We start from the raw sequence: 26,329 nt of genomic DNA, 5'->3' as shown, positions 1-26,329 counted from the left end.
TTGTTGATTTCAGGGGTTCAATTGACATTCTCTACAAAAATCGCATTTCTCGGTATCGGTCTGATGGGGGATCCGATGGTCCGGTGCCTGCTACGCGCTGGATATTCTGTCACAATTTGGAATCGCACGCACAGCAAGGCCCAACTCCTGCGTGCGGCAGGGGCGCTGCCCGCCGTTTCCGTGGCTGAGGCAGTTAGCGGCGCGGACGTGGTCATCTCGATGCTGGAAGCTGGTCCCATCGTGGCAACAGTGCTGCAACAGGCGTTACCGGCCCTGGCAGCCGGCGCGATCTGGATCGACATGAGTTCCACCAAGCAAGCAGAAGCCCGGCAATTTCACGCCACCTTACATGCGGCAGGCCATGGCTTCATCGATGCACCCGTGTCGGGGGGCGTCGGCGGGGCGCAGGCGGGTAGCCTGGCCATCATGGCTGGCGCCAGCGCCGGCGATTACGCACGGGTTGAAACGATTCTGTCGGCAATGGGCCGCCCGACGCTGGTGGGGCCGGCCGGCAGCGGCCAGGTCGCCAAGCTGTGCAATCAGCTGATCGTGGGAGCCACCCTGAATATCGTCGCCGAAGCCTTGCTGCTGGCCCAGGCGGCCGGCGCCGATGCCGCCGCCGTACGGACAGCCATCCGCGGCGGTTTTGCCGAAAGCAAGATTTTGGAGGTGCATGGTGAGCGTATGCTGGAGCGCAATTTTGTTGCCGGTGGCCAGGTGAAAAGCCAGATCAAGGATATGCACAATATCCTCGCGGCAGCCGAGGCGGCCCACGTTACCTTGCCGGTGACACAACTGGTGACGCAGCGCTATGAAAGCCTCGCTACCACGCACCCAACAGCCGATCACGCGGCCGCCTTGCTGGCACTGGAAGCGTTGAATCCGGGCCAGCGCCTGGGCGCCGGTCCGGATCAACTGAGCTGATTCAAGCGATGGGCAGGCTCGCTTCGGCCAGCTTGACCCAGAAACTGGCGCCGATGGGCAGCAGATTGTCGTTGAAGTCGTAGCTGCCATTGTGCAAGACGCACGGACCCAGGCCGTGGCCGCCATCGCGGTGCTCGCCATCGCCATTGCCGATGAAGATGTAGCAGCCGGCTTTTTCCTGCAGGAAGAAAGAAAAATCTTCCGCGCCCATGGTCGGCTCGACATTCGCGTTGACCTTGTCCGCACCGACCACGCTTTTCATGACTTCGACGGCAAACGCCGTTTCTTTCGCGTGATTGACCAGTGGCGGATAGTTGCGCTTGAAGTGGAAATCGACTTCGGCGCCAAAGGCGGCGGCCGTGTGCACGGCGATGTCGCGCATGCGCTCTTCGATCAAGTCCAGCACGGGCGTGGTGAAGGTCCGCACGGTGCCGACCAGGCTGGCGTCATCGGGAATCACATTGGTGGCGCTGCCGGCATGGATTTGCGTGATCGACAGCACGGCAGTGTCGAGCGGACTCTTGTTGCGCGTGATGACGGTTTGCCAGCTTTGCGCGATTTGCACGGCCACGATGACGGGGTCGATGCCCTTGTGGGGCTGGGCCGCGTGCGCGCCCTTGCCTTTGACGGTGACGTGGAATTCATTGCTGGACGCCATCATCGGCCCTTCCACCACGCTCAGGGTGCCAGTTTCGGCGCCCGGCCAGTTGTGCATGCCGTAGATGGCATCCATGGGAAAGCGCGTAAACAAGCCGTCTGCTATCATTTCGCGCGCGCCGGCGCCGCCTTCCTCGGCCGGCTGGAAGACCAGGTACACGGTGCCGTCGAAATGGCGGTGCTGCGCCAGATAATGGGCCGCGCCCAGCAGCATGGCCGTGTGGCCATCGTGGCCGCAGGCGTGCATCTTGCCCGGGTGGCGTGAAGCATGCTCGAAGGTATTCATTTCCTGCATCGGCAAGGCATCCATGTCGGCGCGCAGGCCGATGGCGCGCTTGGAGGTACCATTCTGGATGATGCCGACCACGCCAGTGCGGCCCAGGCCGCGTACCACGGGGATGCCCCATTGCGTCAGTTTGGCGGCGACCACGTCCGAGGTGCGCTGTTCTTCGTAGCACAGCTCGGGATGCGCGTGCAGGTCGCGGCGAATACCTTGCAGCTCGGATTGAAACGCCAAGATCGGATCAACTAGTTTCATGGGACTCTCCTGTGGATGCTGGCACGCAGCAATGTATGGCGCGCCGTACCGTGCTTGTTTGATCGAAAACAGACGCGGCTAATAGTGCATTGTAGCCCTTGTTTGCCGGGTAAATCCAGCGCACGGACGTGCTTGCCACGGCGCCAACAGCAAGCGCGCGGAATGGTTTACAGTATCGCCTTCCCCCAACGTTTTTGGATTGCCCCATGACCACCACCCAAGTGCGCGCCGCCTGCCCGCTCGATTGCCCCGATACCTGCGCCTTGCTGGTCACCGTGACCGATGGCGTGGCCACCGCCGTCAAGGGCGATCCCGACCACCCGACCACGGCTGGCGTGCTGTGCACGAAGGTGTCGCGCTTCACGGAGCGCACCTACCATGCGGACCGGCTGCTGCATCCGCTGCGCCGCGTGGGCAAGAAGGGCGAAGGCAAGTTCGAGCGCATCAGCTGGGAAGAGGCATTGCAGACCATCGCGGCCCGCTTGAAGCCGATCGCCGCGCGCGATCCGCAGGCGATCTTGCCGTACAGCTACTGCGGCACCATGGGCCTGGTGCAGGGCGAATCGATGTCCTCGCGCTTCTTCAACCAGCTCGGCGCTTCCCTGCTGGACCGCACCATCTGCGCCTCGGCCGGCGCCACCGGCTACCGCTACACGGTGGGCGCCAGCATCGGCACGGACATGGAGCAGTTCCAGAACGCGAAATTGATCATCATCTGGGGCGGCAACCCGATCGCCTCGAACCTGCATTTCTGGATGCGCGCGCAAGAAGCCAAGCGCAATGGCGCCACCTTGATCGCCATCGACCCCTACCGTTCGCTGACGGCCGAAAAGTGCCACCAGCATATCGCCTTGCTGCCGGGTACCGATGCGGCCCTGGCGCTGGGCTTGATGCATGTGCTGATCACGGAAGATTTGCTCGACCATGACTATATCGCCCAGTACACCATCGGCTATGCTGAACTGAAACAGCGGGCCCTGGAATGGCCACCCGAGCGCGTGGCCGAGGTGTGCGGCATCACGGCCACGGAAGTGGTGGAACTGGCGCGCCTGTACGGCCAGGCTTGCCGCTCTGGTGACGGCGCCGCCATCCGCACCAACTACGGCGTGCAGCGCGTGCATGGCGGTGGCATGGCCGTGCGCAATATTGCCTGCCTGCCGGCCCTGACGGGCGCCTGGCGCCATCCTGCCGGCGGCATGCAGCTGTCGAGCTCGGGTTCCTTCCCTGTCAACCGCAAGGCCCTGCAGCGCCCGGATTTGCTGAAAGGCACGCCGCGCACCATCAACATGAGCACCATCGGCGACGATCTGCTGAAAACCACGTCTCCCGAGTTCGGCCCGCAAGTCGAAGCCGTGATCGTCTACAACTCGAACCCGCTGGCCGTGGCGCCCGATTCCTCGAAAGTGGCGCAGGGTTTCGCCCGCGAGGATTTGTTTACGGTCGTGCTCGAACACTTCCAGACCGATACCGTCGATTACGCCGACATCGTGTTGCCCGCCACCACGCAGCTGGAACACGTCGATGCGCATTCCACCTACGGCCATCTGTACATGATGGCGAACAATGCGGCCGTGGCGCCGCTGGGCGAAGCGAAGGCGAATACGGAAATTTTTCGTTTGCTGGCGCAGCACATGGGCTTTGATGACCCGTGCTTCCAGGAAAGCGACGATGCGCTGGCGGCCAAGGCCTTCGATACGACGGATGCGCGTGCCGTGCATTTCGACTGGGAATCGCTGAAACGCACGGGCTGGCAAAAGCTGGCCATGGCCGAAGCGCCATTTGCCGAAGGCGGTTTCCCCACGCCATCGGGCAAGTGCGAGTTGTATTCCAGCGCCATGGCGCAGGCGGGACTCGATCCCTTGCCGACGTATATCGCGCCGCACGAATCGCTGGCCAGCAATCCCGCGCTGGCGGCCCGCTATCCGCTGGCCATGATTTCTCCGCCGGCACGCAATTTCCTCAATTCCACGTTCGTGAACGTGAAAAGCCTGCGCGCGGCCGAAGGCGAGCCGCATCTGGACATCCATCCCGACGATTGCGCCACGCGCGGCATCGCCGCCGGCGACATGGTGCGCATCTTCAATGACCGTGGCAGCTTTGTTGCCAAGGCCAGGGTGACGGACAAGGCGAGACGCGGCCTGGTGGTGGGCTTGTCCGTGTGGTGGAAGAAACTCGCCAGCGACGGCAAGAACGCCAATGAAGTGACGAGCCAGCGCCTGACGGACATGGGCCGCGCGCCGACCTTCTACGATACGCTGGTCGAAGTGGAAAAGGCTGGCTGAGCATGGCCCGCTGGCCGGCCCGCTTGCTTGTCGGCATGCTGTGCCTGCCGCTGAGCGGCTGCACGCAGCTGCGCTACTATACGCAGGCGGCGCAGGGGCAGTATGCGCTGTGGTCGGGCGCGCGCCCCATCGGTGACTGGCTCGACGACCCGGCCACCGAGCCGCGCCTGAAAGTGCGCCTGGCCAAGGCGCAGCAGATTCGCCGCTTTGCCGTCAGCGAGCTGGATTTACCGGACAATGGCAGCTACAAGAACTACGCCTCCCTGCGGCGCCCCTTCGTGCTGTGGAACGTGGTGGCCACGCCGGAACTGTCGTTGCAGCCGCTGCAATGGTGTTTCCCCATCGCTGGCTGCGTGAATTACCGTGGTTACTACAGCAAGGAAGAGGCGCTCGCGTATGCCGACGAGTTGCGCGCCCAGCATTACGACGTGCAGGTGGGCGGCGTGCCCGCGTATTCCACGCTGGGCTGGTTCGACGATCCCTTGCTGTCGACCTTTATCAATTACAACGATGCGGAACTGGCGCGCCTGATCTTCCATGAACTGGCGCACCAGGTGGTGTACGTGCCCGGCGATTCGGCCTTCAACGAGTCGTTTGCCAGCGCCGTGGAAGAGGCGGGCGTGCAGCGCTGGCTGGCGCGCGAGGGCAATGACGCGATGCGCGCCGCGTACGCCCAGTATGCGGCGCGGCGCCAGGATTTCCTCGCCTTGCTGCTGACATACCGGGGCGAACTGGAAGCCGTGTATGCGAGCGGCGCCGGCGATGCGGAAAAGCGCGCGCGCAAGGCGCAGGTGTTTGCGGCATTGCAAAACGCGTATCAGGTACTGAAGCAAAACTGGGGTGGTTTTGCCGGTTACGACCGCTGGTTCGAGCAGCCATTGAGCAATGCGCACCTCGCTTCCGTGTCGACCTACAATGAATTTTTGCCTGCCTTCAAAAAATTGCTGGAAGAAAAAAAGAACTTTCGTGCTTTTTATGCTGCAGTGCACACAATGGCCCAGATCAAGAAGCCTGAGCGCAGGCGTGCGCTGGAACAATTGTCCAGCCCGTGACCCGTAAAGATTGTCCAGTATGCCGAGCCGGACGATCCTGCAACAGTGTATTTATCATGTTGCACTGCAGCATAAAATACCCCTAGAGTTGCCGCTCGAATACTGTTGAAAGCGCTTGCATGGAAGCCCGGCGCCCGATAGCATCGCATTAGTAGCATAGAGCAATTGCTCGTCAGAATGCTCAAACTGACTGCAGGACGACAGAATCCGCAGCAATGATCCGCGTCGGCAAGATGCGCCGGCTCCCCCACGATTATTCGAGACAAGAGGCACAGGATGGAAAAAATTTGGCTGAAGTCGTATCCTCCCGGCGTTCCTGCCGACATCGATCCTGATCAATATCGTTCGCTGGTGCATGTGCTGGAAGAAGCGTTTCAAAAATATGCGGATCGCAATGCCTATGTCTGCATGGACAAATTTCTCACCTATGCCGAACTCGACACTTATTCGCGCCAGCTCGGTGCCTGGCTGCAAAGCCGTGGCCTGAAGAAGGGGGCGCGTGTCGCCCTGATGATGCCGAACGTGCTGCAATATCCGGTGGCCATCGCCGCCGTCCTGCGCGCCGGCTACACGGTGGTCAACGTCAATCCTCTTTATACGCCGCGCGAACTCGAGCATCAACTCAACGATTCGGGCAGCGAAGCGATCATCGTGCTGGAAAACTTTGCCCATACCTTGGAGCAAGTGCTGGGCAAGACGGCCGTCAAGCACATCGTCGTCGCCAGCATGGGCGAGATGCTGGGCGGTTTGAAAGGCATGATCGTCAATTTTGTCGTGCGCAACGTCAAGAAGATGGTGCCCGCGTATTCTTTGCCGAACGCCATGCGTTTCAAGCAGGCGCTGGCGCTGGGCAGCCGCATGAAACTCACGCCTGTCGAGCTGAGCATCAATGACGCCGCTTTCCTGCAATACACGGGCGGCACGACGGGCGTGTCGAAAGGCGCGACCTTGAGCCACCGCAATGTGATCGCCAATGTGCTGCAAAGCGAAGCGTGGTCGGGCGCGGCGCTCGACCAGAACAGCACGGAACAGATGATCGTCGTCTGCGCCTTGCCGCTGTACCATATCTTTGCCCTGACGGCGTGCGCCATGTGGGGCACGCGCGTGGGCGCCCTGAATATCCTGATCCCGAATCCGCGCGATATACCGGGCCTGATCAAGGAGCTGGGCAAGTACAAATTCAATCTGCTGCCAGCGGTCAATACCCTGTATAACGCGCTGGTGAATCACCCCGACTTTGCCAAGCTCGATTTCTCGGGCCTGAAGATCGCCAATGGCGGCGGCATGGCGGTGCAGCAAGCCGTCAACGACAAGTGGCTGCAAGTGACGGGCGTGTCCATCATCGAAGGCTATGGCTTGTCGGAAACGTCGCCCGTCGCCACTTGCAACCGCGCCGACAGCACGGCGTTTTCCGGCACCATCGGCTTGCCGATTCCGTCGACCGAGATCGCCATCCTCGACGATGACGGCAAGGAAGTGCCGCTGGGCCAGACGGGCGAAATCGCCATCCGCGGTCCGCAAGTGATGAGCGGCTACTGGAACCGTCCCGATGAGACGGCCAAGGTCATGACGCCCGATGGATACTTCAAATCCGGCGACGTGGGCATCATGGACGAGCGTGGCTACGTGAAGATTGTCGACCGCAAGAAAGACATGATTCTCGTCTCCGGCTTCAATGTGTATCCAAACGAAGTCGAGGCCGTCATCGCGGCCCATCCGGGCGTGCTCGAGTGCGCTTGCGTGGGCGTGCCAGATGAGCACTCGGGCGAGGCCGTGAAAGTGTTTGTCGTGCGCAAGGATCCGAACCTGACCCAGGCCGTGCTGGCCGCGTACTGCAAGGAACAATTTACAGGCTACAAGCGGCCGAAATACATCGAGTTCCGCGATGAACTGCCGAAGACCAACGTCGGCAAGATTTTGCGTCGCGCCCTGCGTGACGAAACGAAGACAGCAGCATAAACAGTGTGGGATGCGCCAGGAGGCGCGTCCCTTTTACAGATAAAGATGAGGCGAGATGGACAAGATTTGGTTGAATTCGTACCCGGACAGCGTTCCCGCAGAGATTGATTGCACGCAATACCGTTCCGTCACGCATTTGCTGGAAGAGTCGTTCCAGAAATATGCGGACCGCAACGCGTTCGTGTGCATGGATAAATTCCTGACCTACCGCGAGCTGGACAAGCTGTCGCTGCAGATGGGCGCATGGCTGCAAAGCAAGGGCCTGAAGACGGGCGCGCGCGTGGCGATCATGCTGCCGAACGTGCTGCAGTATCCGGTGGCCATGGCGGCGATTTTGCGCGCCGGCTATACGGTGGTGAACGTCAATCCGCTGTACACGCCCCGAGAATTGCAGCATCAGCTGACCGATTCGGGCAGCGAAGCGATCATCGTGCTGGAAAACTTCGCCACCACGGTCGAGCAGGTATTGCCGCATACCCAGGTCAAGCACGTGATCGTCGCCACCATGGGCGACATGCTCGGTGGACTGAAGGGTACCATCGTCAACTTCGTCGTGCGCAAGATCAAGAAAATGGTGCCCGCGTTTTCTTTGCCGGGCGCCATCAGTTTCAACAAGATGCTGGCCGAAGGCGCACGTCTGAGCCTGACGCCGGTGCAGCAGGGCCATGACGACATCGTCTTCCTGCAATACACGGGCGGCACGACGGGCGTGTCGAAGGGCGCGATGTTGTTGCACCGTAACGTGATCGCCAACGTGCTGCAAAACGAGGCGTGGATGTCGCCCGTGATGACGCCTGAAATGCGCGCCACCTCGATGGGATTCATGTGCGCCTTGCCCCTGTATCACATCTATTCGCTGACGGTCAGCGCCCTGATGGGTATGCGCCTGGGCGGCATGAGCGTGCTGATTCCCAACCCGCGCGACATTCCCGGTTTCGTCAAGGAATTGTCCAAGCACAAGATCGTCGTCTTCCCGGCCGTCAACACCTTGTACAACGCGCTGCTGAACAATGCCGACTTCGCCAAGCTCGATTTTTCCAGCTACAAAGTGTGCAATGGCGGCGGCATGGCCTTGCAGCGCAACGTGGCCGAGCGCTGGCTGAAACTGACGGGCTGCCCGCTGATCGAAGGCTATGGCATGTCGGAAACGTCGCCCGTGGTGACGGGCAACCGCGTCGATATCACGGAATTTACGGGCACCATCGGCTTGCCTTTCCCTTCGACGGAAGTGGCGATTCTCAACGACGATGGCGTGGAAGTGCCGCTGGGCGAGCCGGGCGAGATCGCCGTGCGCGGCCCGCAAGTGATGGCCGGTTACTGGCAGCGTCCGGACGAGACGGCCAAATCGATGACGGCCGACGGTTACTTCAAGACGGGCGACGTGGGCGTCATGGATGAACGCGGCTACGTAAAAATCGTGGACCGCAAGAAAGACATGATCATTGTGTCCGGCTTCAATGTGTATCCGAACGAAGTGGAAGACGTGGTTGCGTCGTGCCCGGGCGTGCTGGAATGCGCCTGCATCGGCGTGCCGGACGCCAACGCGGGCGAAGCCGTGAAAGTGTTTGTCGTGCGCAAGGATCCGAACCTGACGGTGGAACAGATCCGCGAGCATTGCAAGCATGAATTGACGGCCTACAAGAAACCGAAATACATCGAGTTCCGCGATGAATTGCCGAAGACCAACGTCGGCAAAATCTTGCGCCGTCAATTGCGCGACGAAAAGAAGGTTGCCTAATTCGCTGCCAGGGCCGTGTCCGCCGCCAGGTTTTGGCCTGGGCGGGCGGGCAAGCCGAAGCAGGGGCGCAACCAGTTCACCTTGCTGATCAGCAGCGACGTCCCCAGCCAGCAAGTCGCCACCGTGCCGGCCAGTATCAGCAGCGGTTCTGCCACTGGCCCAAGCTTCAGCGGCACGAGCCAGTAGGCCAGCACGATGATCGCGCTCTGGTGCAATATGTACCAGGGAAAGACGGCCTGGCGCGCCCATGGCAGCCAGGCAAACGGTGTATTGAGCAAGGTGTGCGACCAGCCCAGGATGGCGCAGATGGCCAGCCACATGTACAGGTTGCGCATGGGCCAGGAGCCGAACGAGGCCCAGGTCAGCAGGTTCTCCGAATACACCAGGTCAAAGCCCAGATACACGGCAAACGCGCAGGGCGCCAGCAGCAGCGCATGCCAGCGCAAGCGCGCCAGCTCTTGCCACACTCCCTTGTCATTGCCCAGCCACCAGCCATACAGATACATGGTGAAATAGATGGCGTGCGCGTACCAGTCCTTCACCAGCGCGTGGTTTTCCGGATAGCGCAGTTTCAGGAAGGCCGTTGCCGCCAGCGCCGGCAGGGCTGGCAGGATCAACAGGCGCCAGCCGCGCAACCCCGTAAACAGCGGCCTTGCCTTGGCCAGCAGGGGCTGCAGCGCCACCAGCACGATGGTGTACAGCAACAAATACACGAGATACCACAGATGATTCCAGGTAAAACTGGTCTTCCAGCCCGTAAATGCGCCGGCCGGCCAGGCATGGCCGCCAAAGTAATCCAGCAGAAATTGTCCATAGCCAGGCTCGACCAAGCCGTTCGTGACGCCTTCGCAATACGGCTGCACGGGTATCACCACGAGCACGCCAAACAGCAGGGGCAGCAAAAGGCGCTTGACCCTGCGCCAGAGGAAGGCCTGCCTGGACGTTTGCGTCATCATGGCGCAGGACACGCCGGAAATGAGGAACACGATTTCCATGCGCCAACGGTTGATAAAGACCATGGGATAGTTCAACGTTTCCGTCAGGTAGCTGCTCTTCATGTGGAAAGCGGCGCCGTCCAGGTACAGCATGGCCGTGTGGTAGACGATCAGCAGGCTGAAGACAAGAAAGCGCAAGGCATCGATATCGTAACGGCGAGAATTGGTGGTCATGGTCGCGGGATCCATTGGTAAGGGAAGGCCCCAGCATAGGCAGGCCGCGCAGGGCGAACCAGCGAAAAGTGACCAATTGCGGGCTGTTTGTGACGAGCGGTGATGCTGGGACGGCTTTGGGACCTTACAATCATGCAACTCATCCACCGTCCGACACCATGCGCCTGTCTTCCACCGATTTGTTGCAACGATATCAACGCTGGCGCCAGATCGCCGAACCAGTTTTCTGGATCGTCCTGTATCTGCTGCAAACGTCGCTCAACTGCTGGATCAGCTGGATCGACCGTCAGCGCGCGGGGCTCGCTACGCCTTTCTGGGAAGTGGCCGTGTGGGAGTGGAGCAGCAACCTGGTGTTGCTGGCGCTGGTACCGCTGGTGATCCTGGCCAACCAGCTGCGGCCGCTGCATCTGGTGTTCCAGCGCCAGAACCTGCGCTGGCACCTGGCCGCCTCGCTGGTCTACAGCCTCGTGCATGTGCTGGCCATGGTGGCCTTGCGCAAGCTGGCCTACTGGAGCGCCGGCAGCGATTACGATTTCGGTAACTGGTGGCGTGAATTGCCGTACGAATACGTCAAGGATGTGCGTACTTACTTCTCCATCTTGTTGTTCACGGGCTTTTACCAGTTGCTGCTGATGCGCTGGCAAGGCGAGGCGACCCTGCTGGGCGAGCCCGATGAAGGCCCGGCCGTGGAGCCGGTGCAGCAGCCGGAACGTTTCCTGGTACGCAAGCTGGGTAAGGATTTTCTGTTGCCCGCCGTTGACATCGAATGGATACAGGCCTGGGGCAATTATGTGAATTTGCACGTGCGCGGCCACGATTACCCGCTGCGCTCGACCATGGCCGCCATCGAGCGCCGCCTGGATGGTAAACGCTTTGTGCGCGTGCACCGCAGCTATATCGTCAACCTTGCATTTGTACAGAGCATCGTGCCGCTGGAATCGGGCGATGCGCGCGCCGTGCTGTCCACGGGCGGTGAAGTGCCCGTCAGCCGGCGCTACCGCGATGCCTTGAAAAGCATGTGCTAGATGCGTTGCAAGCCCGCCTTGCCGTCGCGCACGACAAAGCTGGCCAGTGTCGCGATGCTCGACGAGTTGTCGCGCACGTTGTCCAGGCCCTGGAACAGGGTCGTGGTTTTCTCCGGCGTGATCTCCATCAACATATAGCCGCGCTTGTCGCTGCGCCCGTAGCGGATGTGCGGGTTCATCGCCACGTACTGTTCCGTGCGCGCCTGCGGGCGGGAACTCGAGGTGATGGAGGTACCGCAAAACTCGGTGGCCAGCACGGGATTGTTCTTGCCGGTGGGCCGCATGGCGTTGCGGCTCAGTTCGGTGGCATAAAAGGTGTGCACGTCGCCAGACAGCACCAGCGGGTTGCTGGCCTTGCTGCTTTGCAAGGCGTCGAGCAGGTGCTGGCGCGCCATCGGATAGCCATCCCAGCCATCGGTCCAGACGCGTTCGTCGCCGGGCCGCAAAATCGGCACCTGGCTCGATTGCGCCATCAGGGTTTGCTGGGCCAGAATATTCCAGCGCGCGGGAGAATCATCGAGACCGGCTTGCAGCCAGCGCTGCTGTTCTTCGCCCAGCATCGTGCGTTGCGGTTTCAGCAGGTCGGGGCAATTGCGCGTGGTGACGGAATTGGAGCCGCCGCGGCCCGGTTTGGCGCACGCGTGGTGGGCGCGGTATTGCCGGTCATCCAGCATGTGAAAGCGCGCCAGCCGGCCCCAGTCGTAGCGCTGGTAGATACGCATGTCGACAAATCCCCGCCGTCCCAGCGGCAGCAGGCGTAGCGGCATGTGTTCATAAAACGCCTGGTAGGCGGCCGCGCGGCGCTGCAAAAAGGTGGGCGTGAGCAACTCGTCGCGGTCATTGCCGTAATCGTTGGCCACTTCATGGTCATCCCAGGTGACGATCCACGGCGCGGCCAGGTGCGCGCCCTGCAAGTCGCGGTCGCTCTTGTATTGCGCGTAACGGGCGCGGTAGTCGTCCAGGCTGAAACTTTCATGCGTACGCACGGCCCGGCTTGGATGCTGGAGCTGGTACGGCCCCCATTCATAGATGTAATCGCCGAGGAAGGCCACCAGGTCGGGCGCGGCTGCGGCGATGTGCCGGTGCGCCGCATACGCGCCGAATTCCCAGTGCTGGCACGAAGCGACGGCCAGTTTCAGCGAGGCAGGCATGGCGCCGGGCTCGGGCGCCGTGCGCGTGCGGCCCACGGGACTGACGGCGTCGCCAAAGATAAACCGGTACCAGTACCAGCGTCCGGGCGCCAGGCCGCCCGCGTCGACGTGCACGCTGTGCGCGAGAGCGGGCATGGCCGTGGCCTGGCCCTTGGCGGCGATGCTGCGAAACGCCTCGTCTTCGGCCACTTCCCAGCGCACATTCAGGGCGATGGCGGGCGTGGCGGCTGCGTGCAGCGGGTCGTAGCAGATGCGCGTCCACAGCACCACCGCATCAGGTAACGGTGAGCCGGAAGCGACACCGAGCGCAAACGGATAGCCCGAGCCATTCATGCGCGTGGCGGCGCTGGCGCTGGAACCGGACAGCACGCTGCCGGCGCCGGCCAGCGCCGTGATGCGCGCAGCGCTCTGCAGGAAGATGCGGCGCTGGCTATCCATGGTGTGGAATTATTGCGACAATCAAGACGACAGCAAGGTCTCGATCGGCGGCACCTTGCGCGGCTTGCGGTCGGAGTCCGTCGCCACATAGATCAGGGTTGCTTCCGTGACTTTCACGATGCACGCCTGCAGGCGGTTGCGCTCGGCATATACCTCGACATTGACGGTGATCGAGGTATTGCCGACCTTGACGATGTCGGCGTAGAAGGAGAGCAGATCGCCGACGAAGACGGGGTTTTTGAAGACGAAGGAATTGACGGCAATGGTGGCGACGCGGCCGTTGGCGCGCCGCGTGGCCGGCAGGGAACCGGCGATATCGACCTGCGCCATGATCCAGCCGCCGAAGACGTCGCCGTACACATTGGCGTCGGACGGCGCGGGCATCATGCGCAATTCCGGCATTTTTCCGGCGGGCAGGCCGGAGGCGAGGCAGTTGTCGGGGCGGTCGGGGGAGGTGCTCATCTTTTATTCTCATGAAAGGCTACAATTGCCCCGATTGAACCATAAAAAGCCGACATTCGCCATGCGCCGTTCCCAGACTCCCCCTCCGCCCCGCTCGCCAGCCTCCGCCAGCCACAGCGATTTCGCCACCATCAAGACCTTGTTGCCGTATCTCTGGGTCTACAAATGGAGAGTATTGCTGGCGCTGCTATGCCTGGTGGGCGCCAAGCTGGCCAACGTGGGCGTGCCCCTGATCCTGAAAAAACTCGTCGACGCCATGACGATCACAGCGGCCCATCCGCAAGCGCTGCTGGTGCTGCCCGTCGGCTTGCTGGTGGCCTACGGCTTGCTGCGTCTGTCGACCACCTTGTTTACGGAACTGCGCGAATTCCTGTTCGCCCGGGTCACGCAGCGGGCCGTGCGCACCATCGCCCTGCAAGTGTTCCGCCACCTGCATGCGCTGTCCCTGCGCTTTCATTTGAACCGCCAGACGGGCGGCATGACGCGCGACATCGAACGGGGCACGCGCAGCGTCGGTTCGCTCATTTCCTATACCCTGTTCAACATCTTGCCGACCCTGGTGGAAATCACCCTCGTGCTCGGTTACCTGGTCTTGCATTACGACATCTGGTTCACCGTGATCACGGCCGTGGCGCTCGTGTCCTACATCGCGTTTACCGTGCTGGTGACGAACTGGCGCACGCATTTCCGCCGCACCATGAACGACCTCGACTCGAAAGCCAATACCAAGGCCATCGATTCGCTGATCAACTATGAAACCGTGAAATATTTCGGCAACGAGGATTACGAGGCGAAGCGCTACGATGAAGGCTTGCAGCGCTATGAATCGGCGGCCGTGAAATCGCAGACTTCCCTCTCCCTGCTCAATACGGGCCAGTCCCTGATCATCGCCACGGCCGTCACCCTGATCCTGTGGCGCGCCACGGTGGGCGTGATCGCCGGCACGATGACCCTGGGCGACCTGGTGCTGGTGAATGCCTTCATGATCCAGCTGTATATTCCCCTCAATTTCCTGGGCGTCATTTACCGCGAAATCAAGCAAAGCCTGGCCGACATGGAGCGCCTGTTTTCCTTGCTGAACGAAAACCGTGAAATCGCCGATACGCCGGAAGCCAAGCCGCTCGTCACGCGGGGCGCAGCCGTGCGTTTTGACCACGTGAATTTCAGCTATGAAGCCAAGCGGCAAATCCTGTTCGACGTGGATTTCCAGATTCCTGCCGGCACGACGACGGCCGTGGTGGGCCACAGCGGCTCGGGCAAGTCGACCTTGTCGCGCTTGCTGTTCCGCTTCTATGAAGTCGATGGCGGCGGCATCACCATCGATGGCCAGGACTTGCGCGGCATCACGCAGGACTCCCTGCGCGCGGCCATCGGCATCGTGCCGCAAGACACGGTGCTGTTCAACGACACCATCGAATACAACATCGCCTATGGCAAGCCGGGCGCCAGCAAGGAAGCCATCGTGGCGGCCGCCAAAGCGGCATCGATCCATGATTTTATTGAAAGCTTGCCAGATGGCTACAACTCCATGGTGGGCGAGCGGGGTTTGAAACTGTCGGGTGGCGAAAAGCAGCGCGTGGCCATCGCCCGCACCCTGCTGAAAGACCCGGCGATATTGATCTTCGACGAAGCCACGTCTGCGCTCGATTCAAAGGCCGAGCAGGCGATTCAGTCGCAGCTGAAAGAGATCGCCAAAAACCGCACCACCCTGGTGATTGCGCACCGTTTGTCGACGGTGGCCGACGCCCAGCAAATCCTGGTGCTCGACCATGGCCGCATCGTCGAGCGGGGCACGCATCCACAATTGCTGGCCGCGAACGGCCTGTACGCGCAGATGTGGCAACGCCAGCAGGCGAATATGGATGATGAGGCGCAAGAGGACGAGTTGGCGGGTCTGGCGCCGGCAAAATAAATCGGGAAGGGGAAATCAGTAGGAAAAATGCTACAGCCGCGCTGATTCCGGCGCGCGTATAGCGCCTATTTGCGGGCAATCGCAGAAAATGGCTGGTCGGGTGCTGAAAATGAAATAAAATTAATTCCATTGGTGGCGTCTGCACCACAGTTGTTTCGTTCGGAGTCCATCCGGTTTGTCCGCCCAGGAGAATTTATGAAATTGACCAAAATCATCGCCACGCTGCTCAGCGTTGGTGTCATCAGCAGCATGTCGCCAGTCCAGGCTCAGGAATTGACCGGCACCTTGGCCAAGATCAAGAAAGCCGGTTCCGTCACCCTCGGCGTGCGCGACGGCTCCGTGCCCTTCTCCTATCTCGATGACAAGCAGCAATATCAGGGTTATTCGATCGACCTGTGCATGAAAGTCGTCACGGCCCTGCAAAAGCATCTGGGCCTGAGCGAACTGAAAGTGGTGATGAGCCCCGTCACGTCGGCCAACCGCATTCCGCTGATGGCCAACGGCACCATCGACCTCGAATGCGGCTCGACGACGAACAACCTGGAGCGCCAGCAGCAGGTGGCGTTCGCCCCCACCATGTTCGTCATCGGCAACCGCGTGCTGTCGAAAAAATCCTCGAACATCAAGACACTGGAAGACTTGCGCGGCAAGACCCTGGTCGCTACCGCCGGCACCTCGACCATCAAGCAGATGACGATCCTGAACAAGGAAAAAAACCTGGGCATGAATATCGCCGTCGGCAAGGACCATCCTGAATCGTTCCTGATGCTGGAAACGGGCCGCGCGGTGGCCGAAGCCAACGACGACATTTTGCTGGCGTCGCAAGTGGCCAATTCGAAAAACCCGAACGACTACGAAATCACCAAGGAAGCGCTGTCGGTCGAGCCGTACGGCATCATGCTGCGCAAGGGCGATCCCGCTTTCAAGAAAGTGGTCGACGATGCGCTGATCCGCTTGTACAAGAGCGACGACATCAACCGCATTTACGCGAAATGGTTTACCTCGCCGATCCCGCCGAAAAACATCAACCTGAAATTCCCCATGCCGCCGCAATTGAAGGCCGTGTTTACCAACCCGACCGACTCCGGTGACCCGGCGGCCTATGCGGCCGTACCGGAAGCGCAGAAGACGTCGGACAAACGGAAAAAGTAAAGATTGCGTAACAAATCGGGGGGCGCAAGCCTCCCGTTTTATTTGCGGGGCGGGCGGCCGGCTGGCCGCTGTCCTCGGGCTGCATGCGAAGGATGATCATGAATTACAACTGGAATTGGCGCATTTTCTGGGAGATTTCTCCCGATGGCGTGGGCACGTATATGGACACCCTGTGGTCCGGCCTGATCTGGACCCTGGCCACGGCCGGTACGGCCTGGATCATGGCGCTGATATTGGGCCTGGTGATCGGCACCATCCGCACCTTGCCGAACAAATGGCTGGTGGGCGTGGCCAATGCCTACGTCGAATTGTTCCGCAACGTGCCGCTGCTGGTGCAGATGTTCCTCTGGTATTTCGTCATGCCGGAACTGCTGCCGCCTGACCTGGGCGCCTGGGTCAAGTCGCTGCCCAATGCGCCGTTCGTCACGGCCGTGCTGTGCCTGGGATTCTTTACCTCCTCGCGCGTGGCCGTGCAGGTCACGACGGGTATCGAGGCGCTGCCGCGCGGACAGAAACTGGCCGGCACGGCGCTGGGCCTGACCCTGCCGCAAACCTACCGCTTCATTTTGCTGCCGATGGCCGCGCGCGTCATCATGCCGCCGCTGACCAGCGAATTTTTGAACATCATCAAGAACAGTTCCGTGGCGCTGACCATCGGCCTGATCGAACTGACGGCCAGCGCGCGCGCCATCCAGGAATTCTCGTTCCAGGTATTCGAGGCGTTTTCGGCCGCCACCATCATCTACGTCGTCGTCAATCTGCTGGTGGTGGTGCTGATGCACCTGATCGAGAAAAAAGTCGCCATTCCGGGCTTCATCGTCGCCGGCGCCAAGACGGGAGGACATTGATATGTTCGGTAATTTCGACTTCGATGTCATCTCCCGCTCGTGGGTCTACCTGTTCCAGACCGGTATGATCTTCACCTTGAAACTGACGGCGCTGTCCATGGTGGGCGGCATCGTGCTGGGCACCCTGCTGGCGCTGATGCGCTTGTCCGGCAGCCGCCTCATCTCGGGCGTGGCGTCGAGCTACGTCAACTTGATACGCTCGATCCCGCTGGTGCTGGTGATCTTCTGGTTCTACTTCCTGGTGCCGTACATCGCCGCCTGGATCATCGGCGCGGAAGAGCCCGTGAAAGTGGGCGCGTTCTCCTCCGCGCTGATCACCTTCATCATGTTCGAGGCGGCATACTATTGCGAGATCATGCGCAGCGGCATACAGTCGATCCCGCGCGGCCAGGTCTGGGCCGGCCAGGCGCTGGGCATGAACTACTCGCAGACCATGGCCTTCATCGTGCTGCCGCAAGCGTTCCGCAACATGATCCCCGTGCTGCTGACGCAAACCATCGTGCTGTTCCAGGACGTGTCGCTCGTGTACGTGCTGTCGATCCCCGATTTCGTCGGCGCCGCCTCGAAGATCGCCCAGCGCGACGGCCGCCTGGTGGAGATGTACGTGTTTGTCGCCGTCGTGTATTTCGTGCTGTGCTATGCCTTGTCGTTCCTGGTAAAACGCCTGCAGAAACGCGTCGCCATCATTCGCTAACCGTAAAAGAAAGAACAAGATGATTGAACTCAATAACGTCAGCAAATGGTATGGCCAGTTCCAGGTACTGACCGACTGCACCACCAATGTCGCCAAGGGCGACGTGATGGTCATTTGCGGCCCGTCCGGCTCCGGCAAGTCGACCCTGATCAAGACCGTCAACGGCCTCGAGCCGATCCAGCAGGGGCAGATCTTCGTCGACGGCATCAGCGTCAACGATCCGAAAACGAATTTATCGAAACTGCGCGCGCGCATCGGCATGGTGTTCCAGAATTTCGAGCTGTTTCCGCACCTGTCGATCCGCGAAAACCTCACCATCGGCCAGATCAAGGTGCTGGGCCGCAGCGCCGACGAAGCCAATGCCAAGGGTTTGAAATACCTGGACCGCGTGGGACTGCTGTCGCAGCAGGACAAATTCCCGGGCCAACTGTCGGGCGGCCAGCAGCAGCGCGTGGCGATCGCCCGCGCGCTGTCGATGGATCCGATCGCCATGCTGTTCGACGAGCCGACATCGGCGCTCGACCCTGAAATGATCAACGAAGTGCTCGACGTGATGGTGGGCCTGGCGCAGGAAGGCATGACCATGATGGTCGTCACGCACGAAATGGGCTTTGCCAAGCGCGTGGCCAACCGCATCGTCTTCATGGACCAGGGCAAGATCATCGAAGATTGCAGCAAGGACGACTTCTTCAACACGACGCGCTCGGACCGCGCGCGCGATTTCCTGGCCAAGATCATCCATTGATCTTTCTTCGCTTTGAAGCTGGGGGGCGGATGCCGGTCATGAAACAAATTGCCGGTGCCATGCTGGCGCTGGGCATGACAAGATCGCCGTTGACATCGCTCTGATTTTCTTCGTTCTCATGCCACAAGCGGCCGGTTGATACCGGCCGTTTTGCCGTCCGTCAGGCGGCCGGGCTTGGCTTGCCGCAAACGATCGTTATTCAATCCGCCGTAGGCTGATTCTTTTCCAGTCAAATCCTTCCAATTTATACCAATAAAGGTATAATTTATGAAGATCATTGCAAAGCCGCACAAGCCGCTGGTGTGGGTTGCTTCCACCAAGAAAGAATTGATGGCCCTGCCTGTGGGCATCCGCTCGTTTTTTGGCCATGCGCTGGATCTGGCGCAGCGCGGCGACCGGCACGACAGCGCCAAGGTGTTGCACGGCTTTGGTTGTGCGGGCGTGCTGGAAATTGTCGACGATGATGCGGGTGGCACATATCGCGCCGTCTACACGGTGAAGTTCGAGGAGGCGGTGTTCGTGCAGCACTGCTTCCAAAAGAAGAGCAAGATCGGTATCGCGACGCCGAAGCAGGAAATGGATCTGGTGCGCGCCCGCCTGCACAGTGCACAACAATGGATAGAGGAGTTACGTCATGAAAAAACGTACCATCGATGAGACCGAGTTTGAACTGTCCAGCGGTAACGTCTTTGCCGACCTGGGCCTGTCCGGCGCCGACAAGCTGCAAATCAAGTCCGGCCTGGTGGGCGAGATCCGCAATGCCATGCGCAAGCTGGAATTGACGCAGGAAGAAGCGGCACGGCGCATGGGCATCGCCCAGCCCAAGGTGTCGGGCATGCTGCGCGGCGATTTTTCCGGCCTGTCCGAACGCAAGCTGATGGATTGCCTGAACCGCCTAGGTTACGACATCGAGATCAGCGTCAAGCCGGCAGCCAACGCCATCGGCCACCTGAAACTGGCTGTCGCCTGAGCATTCCTCACCGGCTTCCTCCGCCTGTGCTGCTGCCCCGCGACTGGTAAAATGGCGCTATTCGCAATGACCGCCTGAGAGCAGCCGCCATGTCCACACTCGATCACACCCCAGTCGCCGTTCCATCTTCCATCACCATCACCCGTCCGGATGACTGGCATCTGCACCTGCGCGACGGCGCCGTCATGGCCAGCGTGCTGCCGCACAGCGCGCGCCAGTTCGGCCGCGCCATCGTCATGCCGAACCTGAAACCGCCTGTCACCACCACGGCCGATGCCAGCGCCTACCGCGAGCGCATCCTGGCCGCCGTGCCGCAAGGCGTAAACTTCGATCCGCTGATGGTGCTGTACCTGACGAACAACACCTCGCCCGACGAAATTCGCCGCGCGCAAGATAGCGGCATTGTGCAGGCTGTGAAACTGTATCCGGCTGGCGCGACGACGAATTCCGACCTGGGCGTGACGGACTTGAAGAATTGCTACAAGGTGCTCGAAGTGATGCAGGAAGTGGGCATGCCCTTCCTTGTGCACGGTGAAGTGACGGACCCGGAAATCGACATTTTCGACCGCGAAGCCGTCTTCATCGAGCGCGTGATGCGTCCGCTGCGCAGCGCCTTCCCGGCCCTGTCCGTCGTGTTCGAGCACATCACCACCAAGGATGCGGCGCAGTACGTGGCCGAAGCGGAAGGCCCGATCGCCGCCACCATCACGGCGCATCATCTGCTGTACAACCGCAACGAGATTTTCAAGGGCGGCATCCGCCCCCATTACTACTGCCTGCCCATCCTGAAACGCGAAGAGCACCGCCTGGCCCTGATGACGGCCGCCGCCAGCGGCGACGAGCGTTTCTTCCTCGGCACCGATTCTGCGCCGCACGCGCAAGGCGCCAAGGAAATGGCCTGCGGCTGCGCCGGTTGCTACACGGCCCTGCACGCGATGGAAATGTATGCGGAAGCGTTCGAACGGGCCGGCGCGCTCGATAAACTGGAAGCGTTTGCCAGCTTCCACGGTCCGGCTTTCTACGGCGTGCCGCGCAACACGGACACCATCACCTTGAAGCGCGAAAGCTGGACCTTGCCGGCCTCGCTGCCGCTGGGCGACAGCCATGTCATTCCGCTCAACGCGGGCGAGCAGATCAACTGGAAAATGGTCTAAGCGTTCATGCTGCCATCGATAGACTGGACCCGCCCCTGGTTTGCCACGGTGCTGCCGGCGCGACGGCAGCTGGATCTGCAGCGCGACACGGTGATTGCCGCGCTGAACGCACGGGCGCGGGCGCTGGACTTGCGCAATCCCACCGGCTTGCCGCTGGCTTTCGTGCCGCAAGCGGACCTGCCCGAAGGCGTGGCCTACGAAGAGTTCATCGGTGCGACGGGCGGCGTGCCCACGCGCGACAATCTGCACGATTTTTTCAACGCCCTCGTGTGGCTGACCTTCCCCCGCATCAAGCGGCAGCTGAATGCGCTGCAGGCGGCGCAGATCGCCCTGTCCGGCGTCGGAAAATCGCGCGGTCCCGCGCGCGATGGCGCGACGATTTTTGACGAGAATTCCGCCTTGCTGGTGCTGCGCGACAGCGACGCAGGGCGCGCGCTGGACGCGGCCTTGCGCGGGCACGACTGGCGCAGCGCGTTCATCGCGCAGCGCGACAAATTTGGCGCGGGCGGCGACGCCGATGTCTGGTTGTTCGGCCACGCGCTGATGGAAAAACTGGTAGCGCCGCGCAAGGCCATCACGGCGCACACGCGCGTGATCTTCGCCGGCGACGCCTACTTTGCGCTCGACGATGCGGCACGCCGCGCCTGGCTCGACGAGCGGGTGGCGCAAGACCTGGCGCAGCAAGGCCTCACCACGGCGGACTTCACGCCGCTGCCCGTACTGGGTTTGCCCGGCTGGTGTGAAGGCCAGGACGACGATTTTTACAATGACGCGGCGGTGTTCCGCCCGAAGCGCAAGGCGGCTGGCGCAGAAAGAGATCAATAGTATGGAAAATACCGTCCGCTGGGGCATCCTCGGCACCGGCAAGATCGCCCGCGCGATGGCCAATGGCTTGCGTGACGCGCCCGGTGCGCAACTGGTGGCGGTCGCCTCGCGCAGCGAGGCTGGCGCACAGGCTTTCGGCGCCGAATTCGGCATCGGGCGTTGCCACGGTTCCTACGAGGGGCTGGCCATGGACCCTGACGTGGACGTGATCTACATCGCCACGCCGCACACCCTGCATGCGGAAAACGCCTTGCTGTGCCTGGCCGCCGGCAAGCACGTCGTGTGCGAAAAACCGTTCACCATGAATGCGCGCGAAGCGCAGGCCGTGGTTGACATGGCGCGCGAGAAAAAGCTGTTTTTGATGGAAGCCATGTGGAGCCGTTTCCTGCCCGCCGTGCAGGAAGCGCAGCGCATCATCGCCAGCGGCGAGATCGGCGTGCCGCGGCAGGTGCAGGCTGATATCGGCTTCGTCGCCAATTTCCCGCCCGAACACCGCATGTTCAACCCGGAACTGGGCGGCGGTGCGTTGCTCGACGTGGGCATCTATCCGCTGTCGATGGCGGCCTTCTTCCTCGGCCCCGTATCGCAGGTGCAGGCGCTGGCCGAGATGGGCGTCACGGGCGTCGATGAGCAGGTCGTGTTCTCGCTGCTGCACGCGGGCGGCGGTACCTCGTCCTGCGCCTGCAGCCTGCGCGCGCAGACGCCGACGGAAATGACCATTTCCGGCAGCCTGGGACGCATCCGCCTGCCCAGCCGCTTTTACAAGCCCGATCACTTGACCGTCGAAGCGATGGATGGCGCACGCCGCGTCGTTGCCGCGCCGCACCTGGGCAATGGCTACGCGCACGAGGCCATCGAAGCGATGCGCTGCATCCGCGCCGGCCTGCTGGAAAGCCCCCTCATGCCGCACGCCGACAGCGTGGCGCTGATGCGCAACCTTGACACCATGCGCGGCCAGATCGGCCTCGTCTACCAAGCCGACCAGGCGTACACAGGAACCCCATGACATTGCACTCATCCCGTCCCAGCCTGAAAACTGTTCTCATCGCCAGCGGCGTCGTCCTGACCCTGGCGATGGGCGTGCGCCACGGCCTGGGCTTCTGGATGCAGCCAATCTCGCAAGCCAATGGCTGGACGCGCGAAACGTATTCGCTGGCGCTGGCCATGCAAAACCTGATGTGGGGCGTCTTCGGCCCGTTCGCCGGCATGGCGGCCGACCGTTTCGGCACCATGCGCGTCGTCATCGTCGGCGCCATCAGCTACATGGCGGGCCTCGTGTGGATGGCGCTCGTGACGCAGCCGACCCTGTTCATCGTCGGCTCCGGTATCTTCATCGGCCTGGCGCTGGCCTGCACGGCGTTCGGCGCCATCAGCGGCATCATCGGCCGCAGCGCGCCGCCCGAGCAGCGCTCGTGGGCCTTCGGCATCTCGTCGGCGGCCGGCTCGTTCGGCCAGTTCCTCATGATGCCGGTGGAGCAGCAGCTGATTTCAGCCGTGGGCTGGCAAAATGCCTTTTATGTGCTGGCAGCGCTGGTGCTGCTGGCCATGATCCCGATGGCCTTCTACCTGCGCGAGCCGCCCGTCTCGCACGCCAGCGGCCCGCAGCAAAGCGTTGGCGCCGCCTTCAGCGAAGCCATCGCCAGCCGTTCGTTCTGGCTGCTGCTGGCAGGGTATTTTGTCTGCGGTTTCCAGCTGGTCTTCATCGGCGTGCACTTGCCGGCCTACCTGAAGGACCAGGGCCTGATGAACCCGAACATCGCCGTCACGGCGCTGGCGCTGATCGGCCTGTTCAACATCGTCGGCTCCTACTACGCGGGCAAACTCGGTGGCAAGATCGCCAAGCGCTACTTATTGTCAGCCATCTACGTGACGCGCGCCGTGGTCATCACCGTGTTTCTGCTGGCGCCATTGTCGGCGTGGTCCGTGTACCTGTTCGCCGCCGGCATGGGCGTGCTGTGGCTGTCGACCGTGCCGCTGACGAACGGCATCATCGCCGGCATCTTCGGCGTGAAGCATTTGTCGATGCTGGCCGGGATGGTGTTCTTCTCGCACCAGGTGGGCAGTTTCCTCGGGGCGTGGCTGGGCGGCTATCTGTACGAGCACCAGGGCAGTTACCACATCGTGTGGATGATCACCATCGGCCTGGGCTTGCTGGCCGCGCTGATCAACCTGCCCATCGACGAGCGCGCCGTCAAGCGCGTGGCGGTGGCCGCGTAATGGCCAGTTGGCGCACATGGCTGTGGCGCCTGGCCGGCGCCGCGCTGCTGGCCCTCGTCTTCCTGGCCTATCTGCGCCCCGACTTCATGCTCGACCTGGCGAACCGCTTCTGGATGTGCATGTAGCAGGCATCCGGTCCTACACCTTCAAAAATTCCTCTTTCCCACCCAGCCAGCGCGCCAGATGCGCTTCCACGGTGGCCGCTGCGGCGGCCGTGGTGGCATGCAGCAGATCGTGCGCCACGTCGCGGGCCTGGTCTACCAGCCATTGATCCGTTTCCAGGTCGGCGAAGCGCAGCATGGCCTGGCCGGACTGGCGCGCGCCGAGGAATTCGCCGGGGCCGCGGATTTCCAGGTCGCGGCGGGCGATTTCAAAACCGTCCGTCGTTTCGCGCATGGTCATCAAACGCTGGCGCGCCACGCCACCCAGGGGGCCCTGGTACAGCAGCAGGCAGACGCTGGCCGCCGTGCCGCGGCCCACGCGGCCACGCAGCTGGTGCAGCTGCGACAAGCCAAAACGCTCGGCGTGCTCGATCACCATCAGCGAGGCGTTCGGCACGTCGACGCCCACCTCGATGACGGTGGTGGCCACCAGCACGTGGATATGGCCGGCGATGAAGGCATCCATCACTTCCTGCTTTTCCGCCGGTTTCAAACGGCCGTGCACGAGGCCCACCTGCAGCGCGGGCAGGGCTTCGGCCAGCATCATGCAGGTGTCGGTGGCCGTCTGCAGCTGCAGCGCTTCCGACTCCTCGATCAGCGGGCAGACCCAGTACACCTGCCGGCCTTCCAGCGCGGCCGCATACACGCGGGCGATGACTTCGTCGCGCCGGTTCTGGTCGATGGCGCGCGTGACGATGGGGCTGCGTCCGGGCGGCAGCTCGTCGATCACGGACACTTCCAGGTCGGCGTAATACGTCATGGCCAGGGTGCGCGGGATCGGCGTGGCCGACATCATCAGCTGGTGCGGCACGGCCGCGCTGTCGCCCTTGTTGCGCAGGGTCAGGCGCTGACCCACGCCGAAGCGGTGCTGCTCGTCGACGATGACCAGGCCCAGTTTGGCAAACAGCACGTTGTCCTGGATCAGCGCATGCGTGCCGATCACCAGTTGCGCTTCGCCCGATTCGATCAGGGCCAGCGCCGCCGTCTTTTCCTTTTTCTTCAGGCTGCCCGTCAGCCACGCCACCTTGACGCCCAGCGGCTCCATCCAGGCGGCGATCTTGCGGAAGTGCTGCTCCGCCAGGATCTCCGTGGGCGCCATCAGCGCGGCCTGGTAGCCGCTGTCGATCGCTTGCGTGGCCGACAACGCGGCGACGACCGTCTTGCCGCTGCCGACGTCGCCCTGCAGCAGACGCTGCATCGGATACGGCTGGTGCAGATCGGCGCGGATTTCCTCGAGCACGCGCGCCTGCGCACCCGTCAGCTTGAAGGGCAGGGCGGCGCCGAAGGCATTCGATAAATTGCCGACGATGGGCAGGCAGGCCGCGCCTTTCGAGCGGCGCGCGCGCTGGGCGCGTTTCAGCGACAGCTGCTGCGCCAGCAGTTCATCGAACTTCATGCGCACCCAGGCCGGGTGCGAGCGGTCCATCAGCGCGCTTTCATCGATGTCCTGCGGCGGGTAGTGCAGCAGGTGCACGGCGGCGCGGAACGGCGACAGCTGCATCTGCTGCAACAGCTCGTCCGGCAAGGTGTCTTGCCAGTCGATGCGACGCATGGCGTCGGCGATCTCGCGCCGCAGCACGTGCTGCGACAGGCCTTCGCCGGACGGGTACACGGGCGTCAGGGCCGTCGGTAGCGGCGCGCCTTCGTTGACCACCTTATACGTCGGGTGCACCATCTCGGCGCCGAAAAAGCCGTGTTTGAGTTCGGCGCGCGCACGCACGCGCGTGCCTTCGGCCAGCTGCTTGACCTGGCTGCCATAAAAATTCATGAAGCGCAGCAGCAAATTGCCCGTTTCGTCGGCGATCGTCACCAGCAATTGCTTGCGCGGCTTGAAATTGACTTCGCACTTGGTGACGATACCCTCGACTTGCCACGACTCGCCACCGCGCAGGCAGGCGTCGCGTATGGTGTAGACCTTGGTCTCGTCCTCGTAGCGCATCGGCAGGTGCAGCACCAGGTCCATATCCGTGCGCAAGCCCAGTTTGGCCAGCCGGCTTTCCGTGCTGACCACTTTTTTGACGGCTTTCGGCTTCGCGGCCGGCTTGGCTGCGGGAGGAAGATCGGGCTTGGGTTCGGACATATCGGAGATTTTTGTGCCGCTAGCGTAAAATAGAGGGTTGTCCGGCACACCCTGTGCGTACCGCGGTTGTAAATTGTTGCGGCGGATTATTGTAATGCCTGTATAGGCGCACAGTATAGTGCCAGATGTTCCATTGCGCACTCCTAATCATTTTTGACGTACTTTTGAAGCAAAAC

At 61.9% G+C, this 26,329-nt stretch carries 23 protein-coding genes; 18 read left to right on the top strand and 5 right to left on the bottom strand.

Annotated features, from left to right (window positions below; genetic code table 11):
• The first annotated feature begins 75 nt into the window (after positions 1 to 75).
• Complete coding sequence (locus P9875_RS28475; RefSeq protein WP_423221810.1) at positions 76 to 924, top strand: NAD(P)-dependent oxidoreductase; 849 nt, start codon at positions 76 to 78, stop codon at positions 922 to 924.
• A gap of 1 nt (position 925) precedes the next feature.
• On the opposite strand, the gene P9875_RS28470 is transcribed toward P9875_RS28475, so the two are convergent.
• Positions 926 to 2,119 carry a M20 aminoacylase family protein gene (locus tag P9875_RS28470; protein WP_278317255.1) on the bottom strand — a complete coding sequence of 398 codons (1,194 nt, stop codon included), beginning with the start codon at positions 2,117 to 2,119 and terminating at the stop codon, positions 926 to 928.
• Between the two features lie 206 nt (positions 2,120 to 2,325).
• Between P9875_RS28470 and P9875_RS28465 the strand changes: the two genes are divergently transcribed.
• The 4 genes from P9875_RS28465 (at position 2,326) to P9875_RS28450 (ending at position 9,150) form a co-directional block, all read left to right on the top strand.
• Complete coding sequence (locus P9875_RS28465; protein WP_278317254.1) at positions 2,326 to 4,401, top strand: molybdopterin-containing oxidoreductase family protein; 2,076 nt, start codon at positions 2,326 to 2,328, stop codon at positions 4,399 to 4,401.
• Positions 4,402 to 4,403: 2 nt separating this feature from the next.
• Positions 4,404 to 5,453, top strand: coding sequence for an aminopeptidase (locus tag P9875_RS28460; RefSeq protein WP_278317253.1), 1,050 nt, complete (start codon positions 4,404 to 4,406; stop codon positions 5,451 to 5,453).
• Positions 5,454 to 5,729: 276 nt separating this feature from the next.
• On the top strand, positions 5,730 to 7,412 hold the full coding sequence (locus P9875_RS28455) for a long-chain fatty acid--CoA ligase (RefSeq protein ID WP_099404005.1): 1,683 nt from the start codon (positions 5,730 to 5,732) through the stop codon (positions 7,410 to 7,412).
• A 55-nt stretch (positions 7,413 to 7,467) separates the two neighbouring features.
• Positions 7,468 to 9,150, top strand: coding sequence for a long-chain-fatty-acid--CoA ligase (locus tag P9875_RS28450; RefSeq protein WP_278317252.1), 1,683 nt, complete (start codon positions 7,468 to 7,470; stop codon positions 9,148 to 9,150).
• Here the strand turns inward: P9875_RS28450 and P9875_RS28445 are convergent.
• Positions 9,147 to 10,319 (bottom strand): acyltransferase family protein, encoded by a 1,173-nt coding sequence (locus P9875_RS28445; protein ID WP_278317251.1) that lies wholly within the window; start codon positions 10,317 to 10,319, stop codon positions 9,147 to 9,149. The two genes, P9875_RS28450 and P9875_RS28445, sit on opposite strands and share 4 nt — an antisense overlap.
• Before the next feature lie 158 nt (positions 10,320 to 10,477).
• Between P9875_RS28445 and P9875_RS28440 the strand changes: the two genes are divergently transcribed.
• Positions 10,478 to 11,344, top strand: coding sequence for a LytR/AlgR family response regulator transcription factor (locus P9875_RS28440; RefSeq protein ID WP_278317250.1), 867 nt, complete (start codon positions 10,478 to 10,480; stop codon positions 11,342 to 11,344).
• On the opposite strand, the gene P9875_RS28435 is transcribed toward P9875_RS28440, so the two are convergent.
• Together P9875_RS28435 and P9875_RS28430 are read right to left on the bottom strand one after the other, a co-directional pair.
• Positions 11,341 to 12,933 (bottom strand): alkaline phosphatase D family protein, encoded by a 1,593-nt coding sequence (locus tag P9875_RS28435; protein ID WP_278317249.1) that lies wholly within the window; start codon positions 12,931 to 12,933, stop codon positions 11,341 to 11,343. The genes P9875_RS28440 and P9875_RS28435 overlap by 4 nt on opposite strands.
• Before the next feature lie 21 nt (positions 12,934 to 12,954).
• Complete coding sequence (locus P9875_RS28430) at positions 12,955 to 13,320, bottom strand: acyl-CoA thioesterase (RefSeq protein WP_223278886.1); 366 nt, start codon at positions 13,318 to 13,320, stop codon at positions 12,955 to 12,957.
• Positions 13,321 to 13,456: 136 nt separating this feature from the next.
• Between P9875_RS28430 and P9875_RS28425 the strand changes: the two genes are divergently transcribed.
• The 12 genes from P9875_RS28425 to P9875_RS28370 all read left to right on the top strand — a co-directional run bounded on the left by P9875_RS28425 (position 13,457) and on the right by P9875_RS28370 (position 24,037).
• The gene (locus P9875_RS28425; protein ID WP_225242826.1) at positions 13,457 to 15,307 is read left to right on the top strand and encodes an ABCB family ABC transporter ATP-binding protein/permease; all 1,851 of its coding nucleotides are present in this window, start codon (positions 13,457 to 13,459) and stop codon (positions 15,305 to 15,307) included.
• Positions 15,308 to 15,502: 195 nt separating this feature from the next.
• Entirely contained in the window at positions 15,503 to 16,459 is a 957-nt protein-coding gene (locus tag P9875_RS28420; protein WP_099404000.1) for an amino acid ABC transporter substrate-binding protein, read from the top strand.
• 98 nt (positions 16,460 to 16,557) lie between these two features.
• The gene (locus tag P9875_RS28415; protein ID WP_219308490.1) at positions 16,558 to 17,307 is read left to right on the top strand and encodes an amino acid ABC transporter permease; all 750 of its coding nucleotides are present in this window, start codon (positions 16,558 to 16,560) and stop codon (positions 17,305 to 17,307) included.
• 1 nt (position 17,308) lies between these two features.
• Positions 17,309 to 18,001 carry an amino acid ABC transporter permease gene (locus tag P9875_RS28410; protein WP_035822860.1) on the top strand — a complete coding sequence of 231 codons (693 nt, stop codon included), beginning with the start codon at positions 17,309 to 17,311 and terminating at the stop codon, positions 17,999 to 18,001.
• A 19-nt stretch (positions 18,002 to 18,020) separates the two neighbouring features.
• A complete protein-coding gene (locus P9875_RS28405; RefSeq protein ID WP_035822858.1) occupies positions 18,021 to 18,746 on the top strand; it encodes an amino acid ABC transporter ATP-binding protein in 726 nt (241 codons plus the stop codon).
• A 267-nt stretch (positions 18,747 to 19,013) separates the two neighbouring features.
• Positions 19,014 to 19,403, top strand: coding sequence for a type II toxin-antitoxin system RelE/ParE family toxin (locus P9875_RS28400; RefSeq protein WP_278317248.1), 390 nt, complete (start codon positions 19,014 to 19,016; stop codon positions 19,401 to 19,403).
• The gene (locus P9875_RS28395) at positions 19,381 to 19,716 is read left to right on the top strand and encodes a helix-turn-helix domain-containing protein (protein ID WP_099403999.1); all 336 of its coding nucleotides are present in this window, start codon (positions 19,381 to 19,383) and stop codon (positions 19,714 to 19,716) included. Before P9875_RS28400 ends, P9875_RS28395 begins: the two co-directional genes overlap by 23 nt.
• 89 nt (positions 19,717 to 19,805) lie before the next feature.
• Entirely contained in the window at positions 19,806 to 20,870 is a 1,065-nt protein-coding gene (gene pyrC / locus P9875_RS28390) for a dihydroorotase (RefSeq protein WP_035822857.1), read from the top strand.
• A 6-nt stretch (positions 20,871 to 20,876) separates the two neighbouring features.
• A complete protein-coding gene (locus tag P9875_RS28385) occupies positions 20,877 to 21,695 on the top strand; it encodes a DUF3025 domain-containing protein (protein ID WP_035822854.1) in 819 nt (272 codons plus the stop codon).
• A gap of 1 nt (position 21,696) precedes the next feature.
• Complete coding sequence (locus P9875_RS28380; RefSeq protein ID WP_035822852.1) at positions 21,697 to 22,701, top strand: Gfo/Idh/MocA family protein; 1,005 nt, start codon at positions 21,697 to 21,699, stop codon at positions 22,699 to 22,701.
• Entirely contained in the window at positions 22,698 to 23,912 is a 1,215-nt protein-coding gene (locus tag P9875_RS28375; RefSeq protein WP_081922621.1) for an MFS transporter, read from the top strand. The genes P9875_RS28380 and P9875_RS28375 overlap by 4 nt, the downstream gene beginning before the upstream one ends.
• Complete coding sequence (locus P9875_RS28370) at positions 23,912 to 24,037, top strand: hypothetical protein (protein WP_255206293.1); 126 nt, start codon at positions 23,912 to 23,914, stop codon at positions 24,035 to 24,037. Before P9875_RS28375 ends, P9875_RS28370 begins: the two co-directional genes overlap by 1 nt.
• Positions 24,038 to 24,050: 13 nt before the next feature.
• Here the strand turns inward: P9875_RS28370 and recG are convergent, their stop codons facing one another.
• Entirely contained in the window at positions 24,051 to 26,153 is a 2,103-nt protein-coding gene (recG, locus tag P9875_RS28365; protein WP_051959172.1) for an ATP-dependent DNA helicase RecG, read from the bottom strand.
• Positions 26,154 to 26,329 lie beyond the last annotated feature (176 nt).

The sequence above is a fragment of the Janthinobacterium rivuli genome, from assembly GCF_029690045.1.
GTDB lineage: Bacteria > Pseudomonadota > Gammaproteobacteria > Burkholderiales > Burkholderiaceae_D > Janthinobacterium > Janthinobacterium rivuli.
The sequence above is the reverse complement of the archived record's forward strand: the minus strand, read 5'-3'. Positions and strand labels throughout refer to the sequence as shown.

Bases quoted from the DNA above. Each gene is read 5' to 3' on its own strand.
- P9875_RS28475 (WP_423221810.1), top strand. From the start codon at position 76: ATGGTCCGGTGCCTGCTACGCGCTGGATATTCTGTCACAATTTGGAAT.
- P9875_RS28470 (WP_278317255.1), bottom strand. From the start codon at position 2,119: ATGAAACTAGTTGATCCGATCTTGGCGTTTCAATCCGAGCTGCAAGGT.
- P9875_RS28465 (WP_278317254.1), top strand. From the start codon at position 2,326: ATGACCACCACCCAAGTGCGCGCCGCCTGCCCGCTCGATTGCCCCGAT.
- P9875_RS28460 (WP_278317253.1), top strand. From the start codon at position 4,404: ATGGCCCGCTGGCCGGCCCGCTTGCTTGTCGGCATGCTGTGCCTGCCG.
- P9875_RS28455 (WP_099404005.1), top strand. From the start codon at position 5,730: ATGGAAAAAATTTGGCTGAAGTCGTATCCTCCCGGCGTTCCTGCCGAC.
- P9875_RS28450 (WP_278317252.1), top strand. From the start codon at position 7,468: ATGGACAAGATTTGGTTGAATTCGTACCCGGACAGCGTTCCCGCAGAG.
- P9875_RS28445 (WP_278317251.1), bottom strand. From the start codon at position 10,319: ATGACCACCAATTCTCGCCGTTACGATATCGATGCCTTGCGCTTTCTT.
- P9875_RS28440 (WP_278317250.1), top strand. From the start codon at position 10,478: ATGCGCCTGTCTTCCACCGATTTGTTGCAACGATATCAACGCTGGCGC.
- P9875_RS28435 (WP_278317249.1), bottom strand. From the start codon at position 12,933: ATGGATAGCCAGCGCCGCATCTTCCTGCAGAGCGCTGCGCGCATCACG.
- P9875_RS28430 (WP_223278886.1), bottom strand. From the start codon at position 13,320: ATGATGCCCGCGCCGTCCGACGCCAATGTGTACGGCGACGTCTTCGGC.
- P9875_RS28425 (WP_225242826.1), top strand. From the start codon at position 13,457: ATGCGCCGTTCCCAGACTCCCCCTCCGCCCCGCTCGCCAGCCTCCGCC.
- P9875_RS28420 (WP_099404000.1), top strand. From the start codon at position 15,503: ATGAAATTGACCAAAATCATCGCCACGCTGCTCAGCGTTGGTGTCATC.
- P9875_RS28415 (WP_219308490.1), top strand. From the start codon at position 16,558: ATGAATTACAACTGGAATTGGCGCATTTTCTGGGAGATTTCTCCCGAT.
- P9875_RS28410 (WP_035822860.1), top strand. From the start codon at position 17,309: ATGTTCGGTAATTTCGACTTCGATGTCATCTCCCGCTCGTGGGTCTAC.
- P9875_RS28405 (WP_035822858.1), top strand. From the start codon at position 18,021: ATGATTGAACTCAATAACGTCAGCAAATGGTATGGCCAGTTCCAGGTA.
- P9875_RS28400 (WP_278317248.1), top strand. From the start codon at position 19,014: ATGAAGATCATTGCAAAGCCGCACAAGCCGCTGGTGTGGGTTGCTTCC.
- P9875_RS28395 (WP_099403999.1), top strand. From the start codon at position 19,381: ATGAAAAAACGTACCATCGATGAGACCGAGTTTGAACTGTCCAGCGGT.
- pyrC (WP_035822857.1), top strand. From the start codon at position 19,806: ATGTCCACACTCGATCACACCCCAGTCGCCGTTCCATCTTCCATCACC.
- P9875_RS28385 (WP_035822854.1), top strand. From the start codon at position 20,877: ATGCTGCCATCGATAGACTGGACCCGCCCCTGGTTTGCCACGGTGCTG.
- P9875_RS28380 (WP_035822852.1), top strand. From the start codon at position 21,697: ATGGAAAATACCGTCCGCTGGGGCATCCTCGGCACCGGCAAGATCGCC.
- P9875_RS28375 (WP_081922621.1), top strand. From the start codon at position 22,698: ATGACATTGCACTCATCCCGTCCCAGCCTGAAAACTGTTCTCATCGCC.
- P9875_RS28370 (WP_255206293.1), top strand. From the start codon at position 23,912: ATGGCCAGTTGGCGCACATGGCTGTGGCGCCTGGCCGGCGCCGCGCTG.
- recG (WP_051959172.1), bottom strand. From the start codon at position 26,153: ATGTCCGAACCCAAGCCCGATCTTCCTCCCGCAGCCAAGCCGGCCGCG.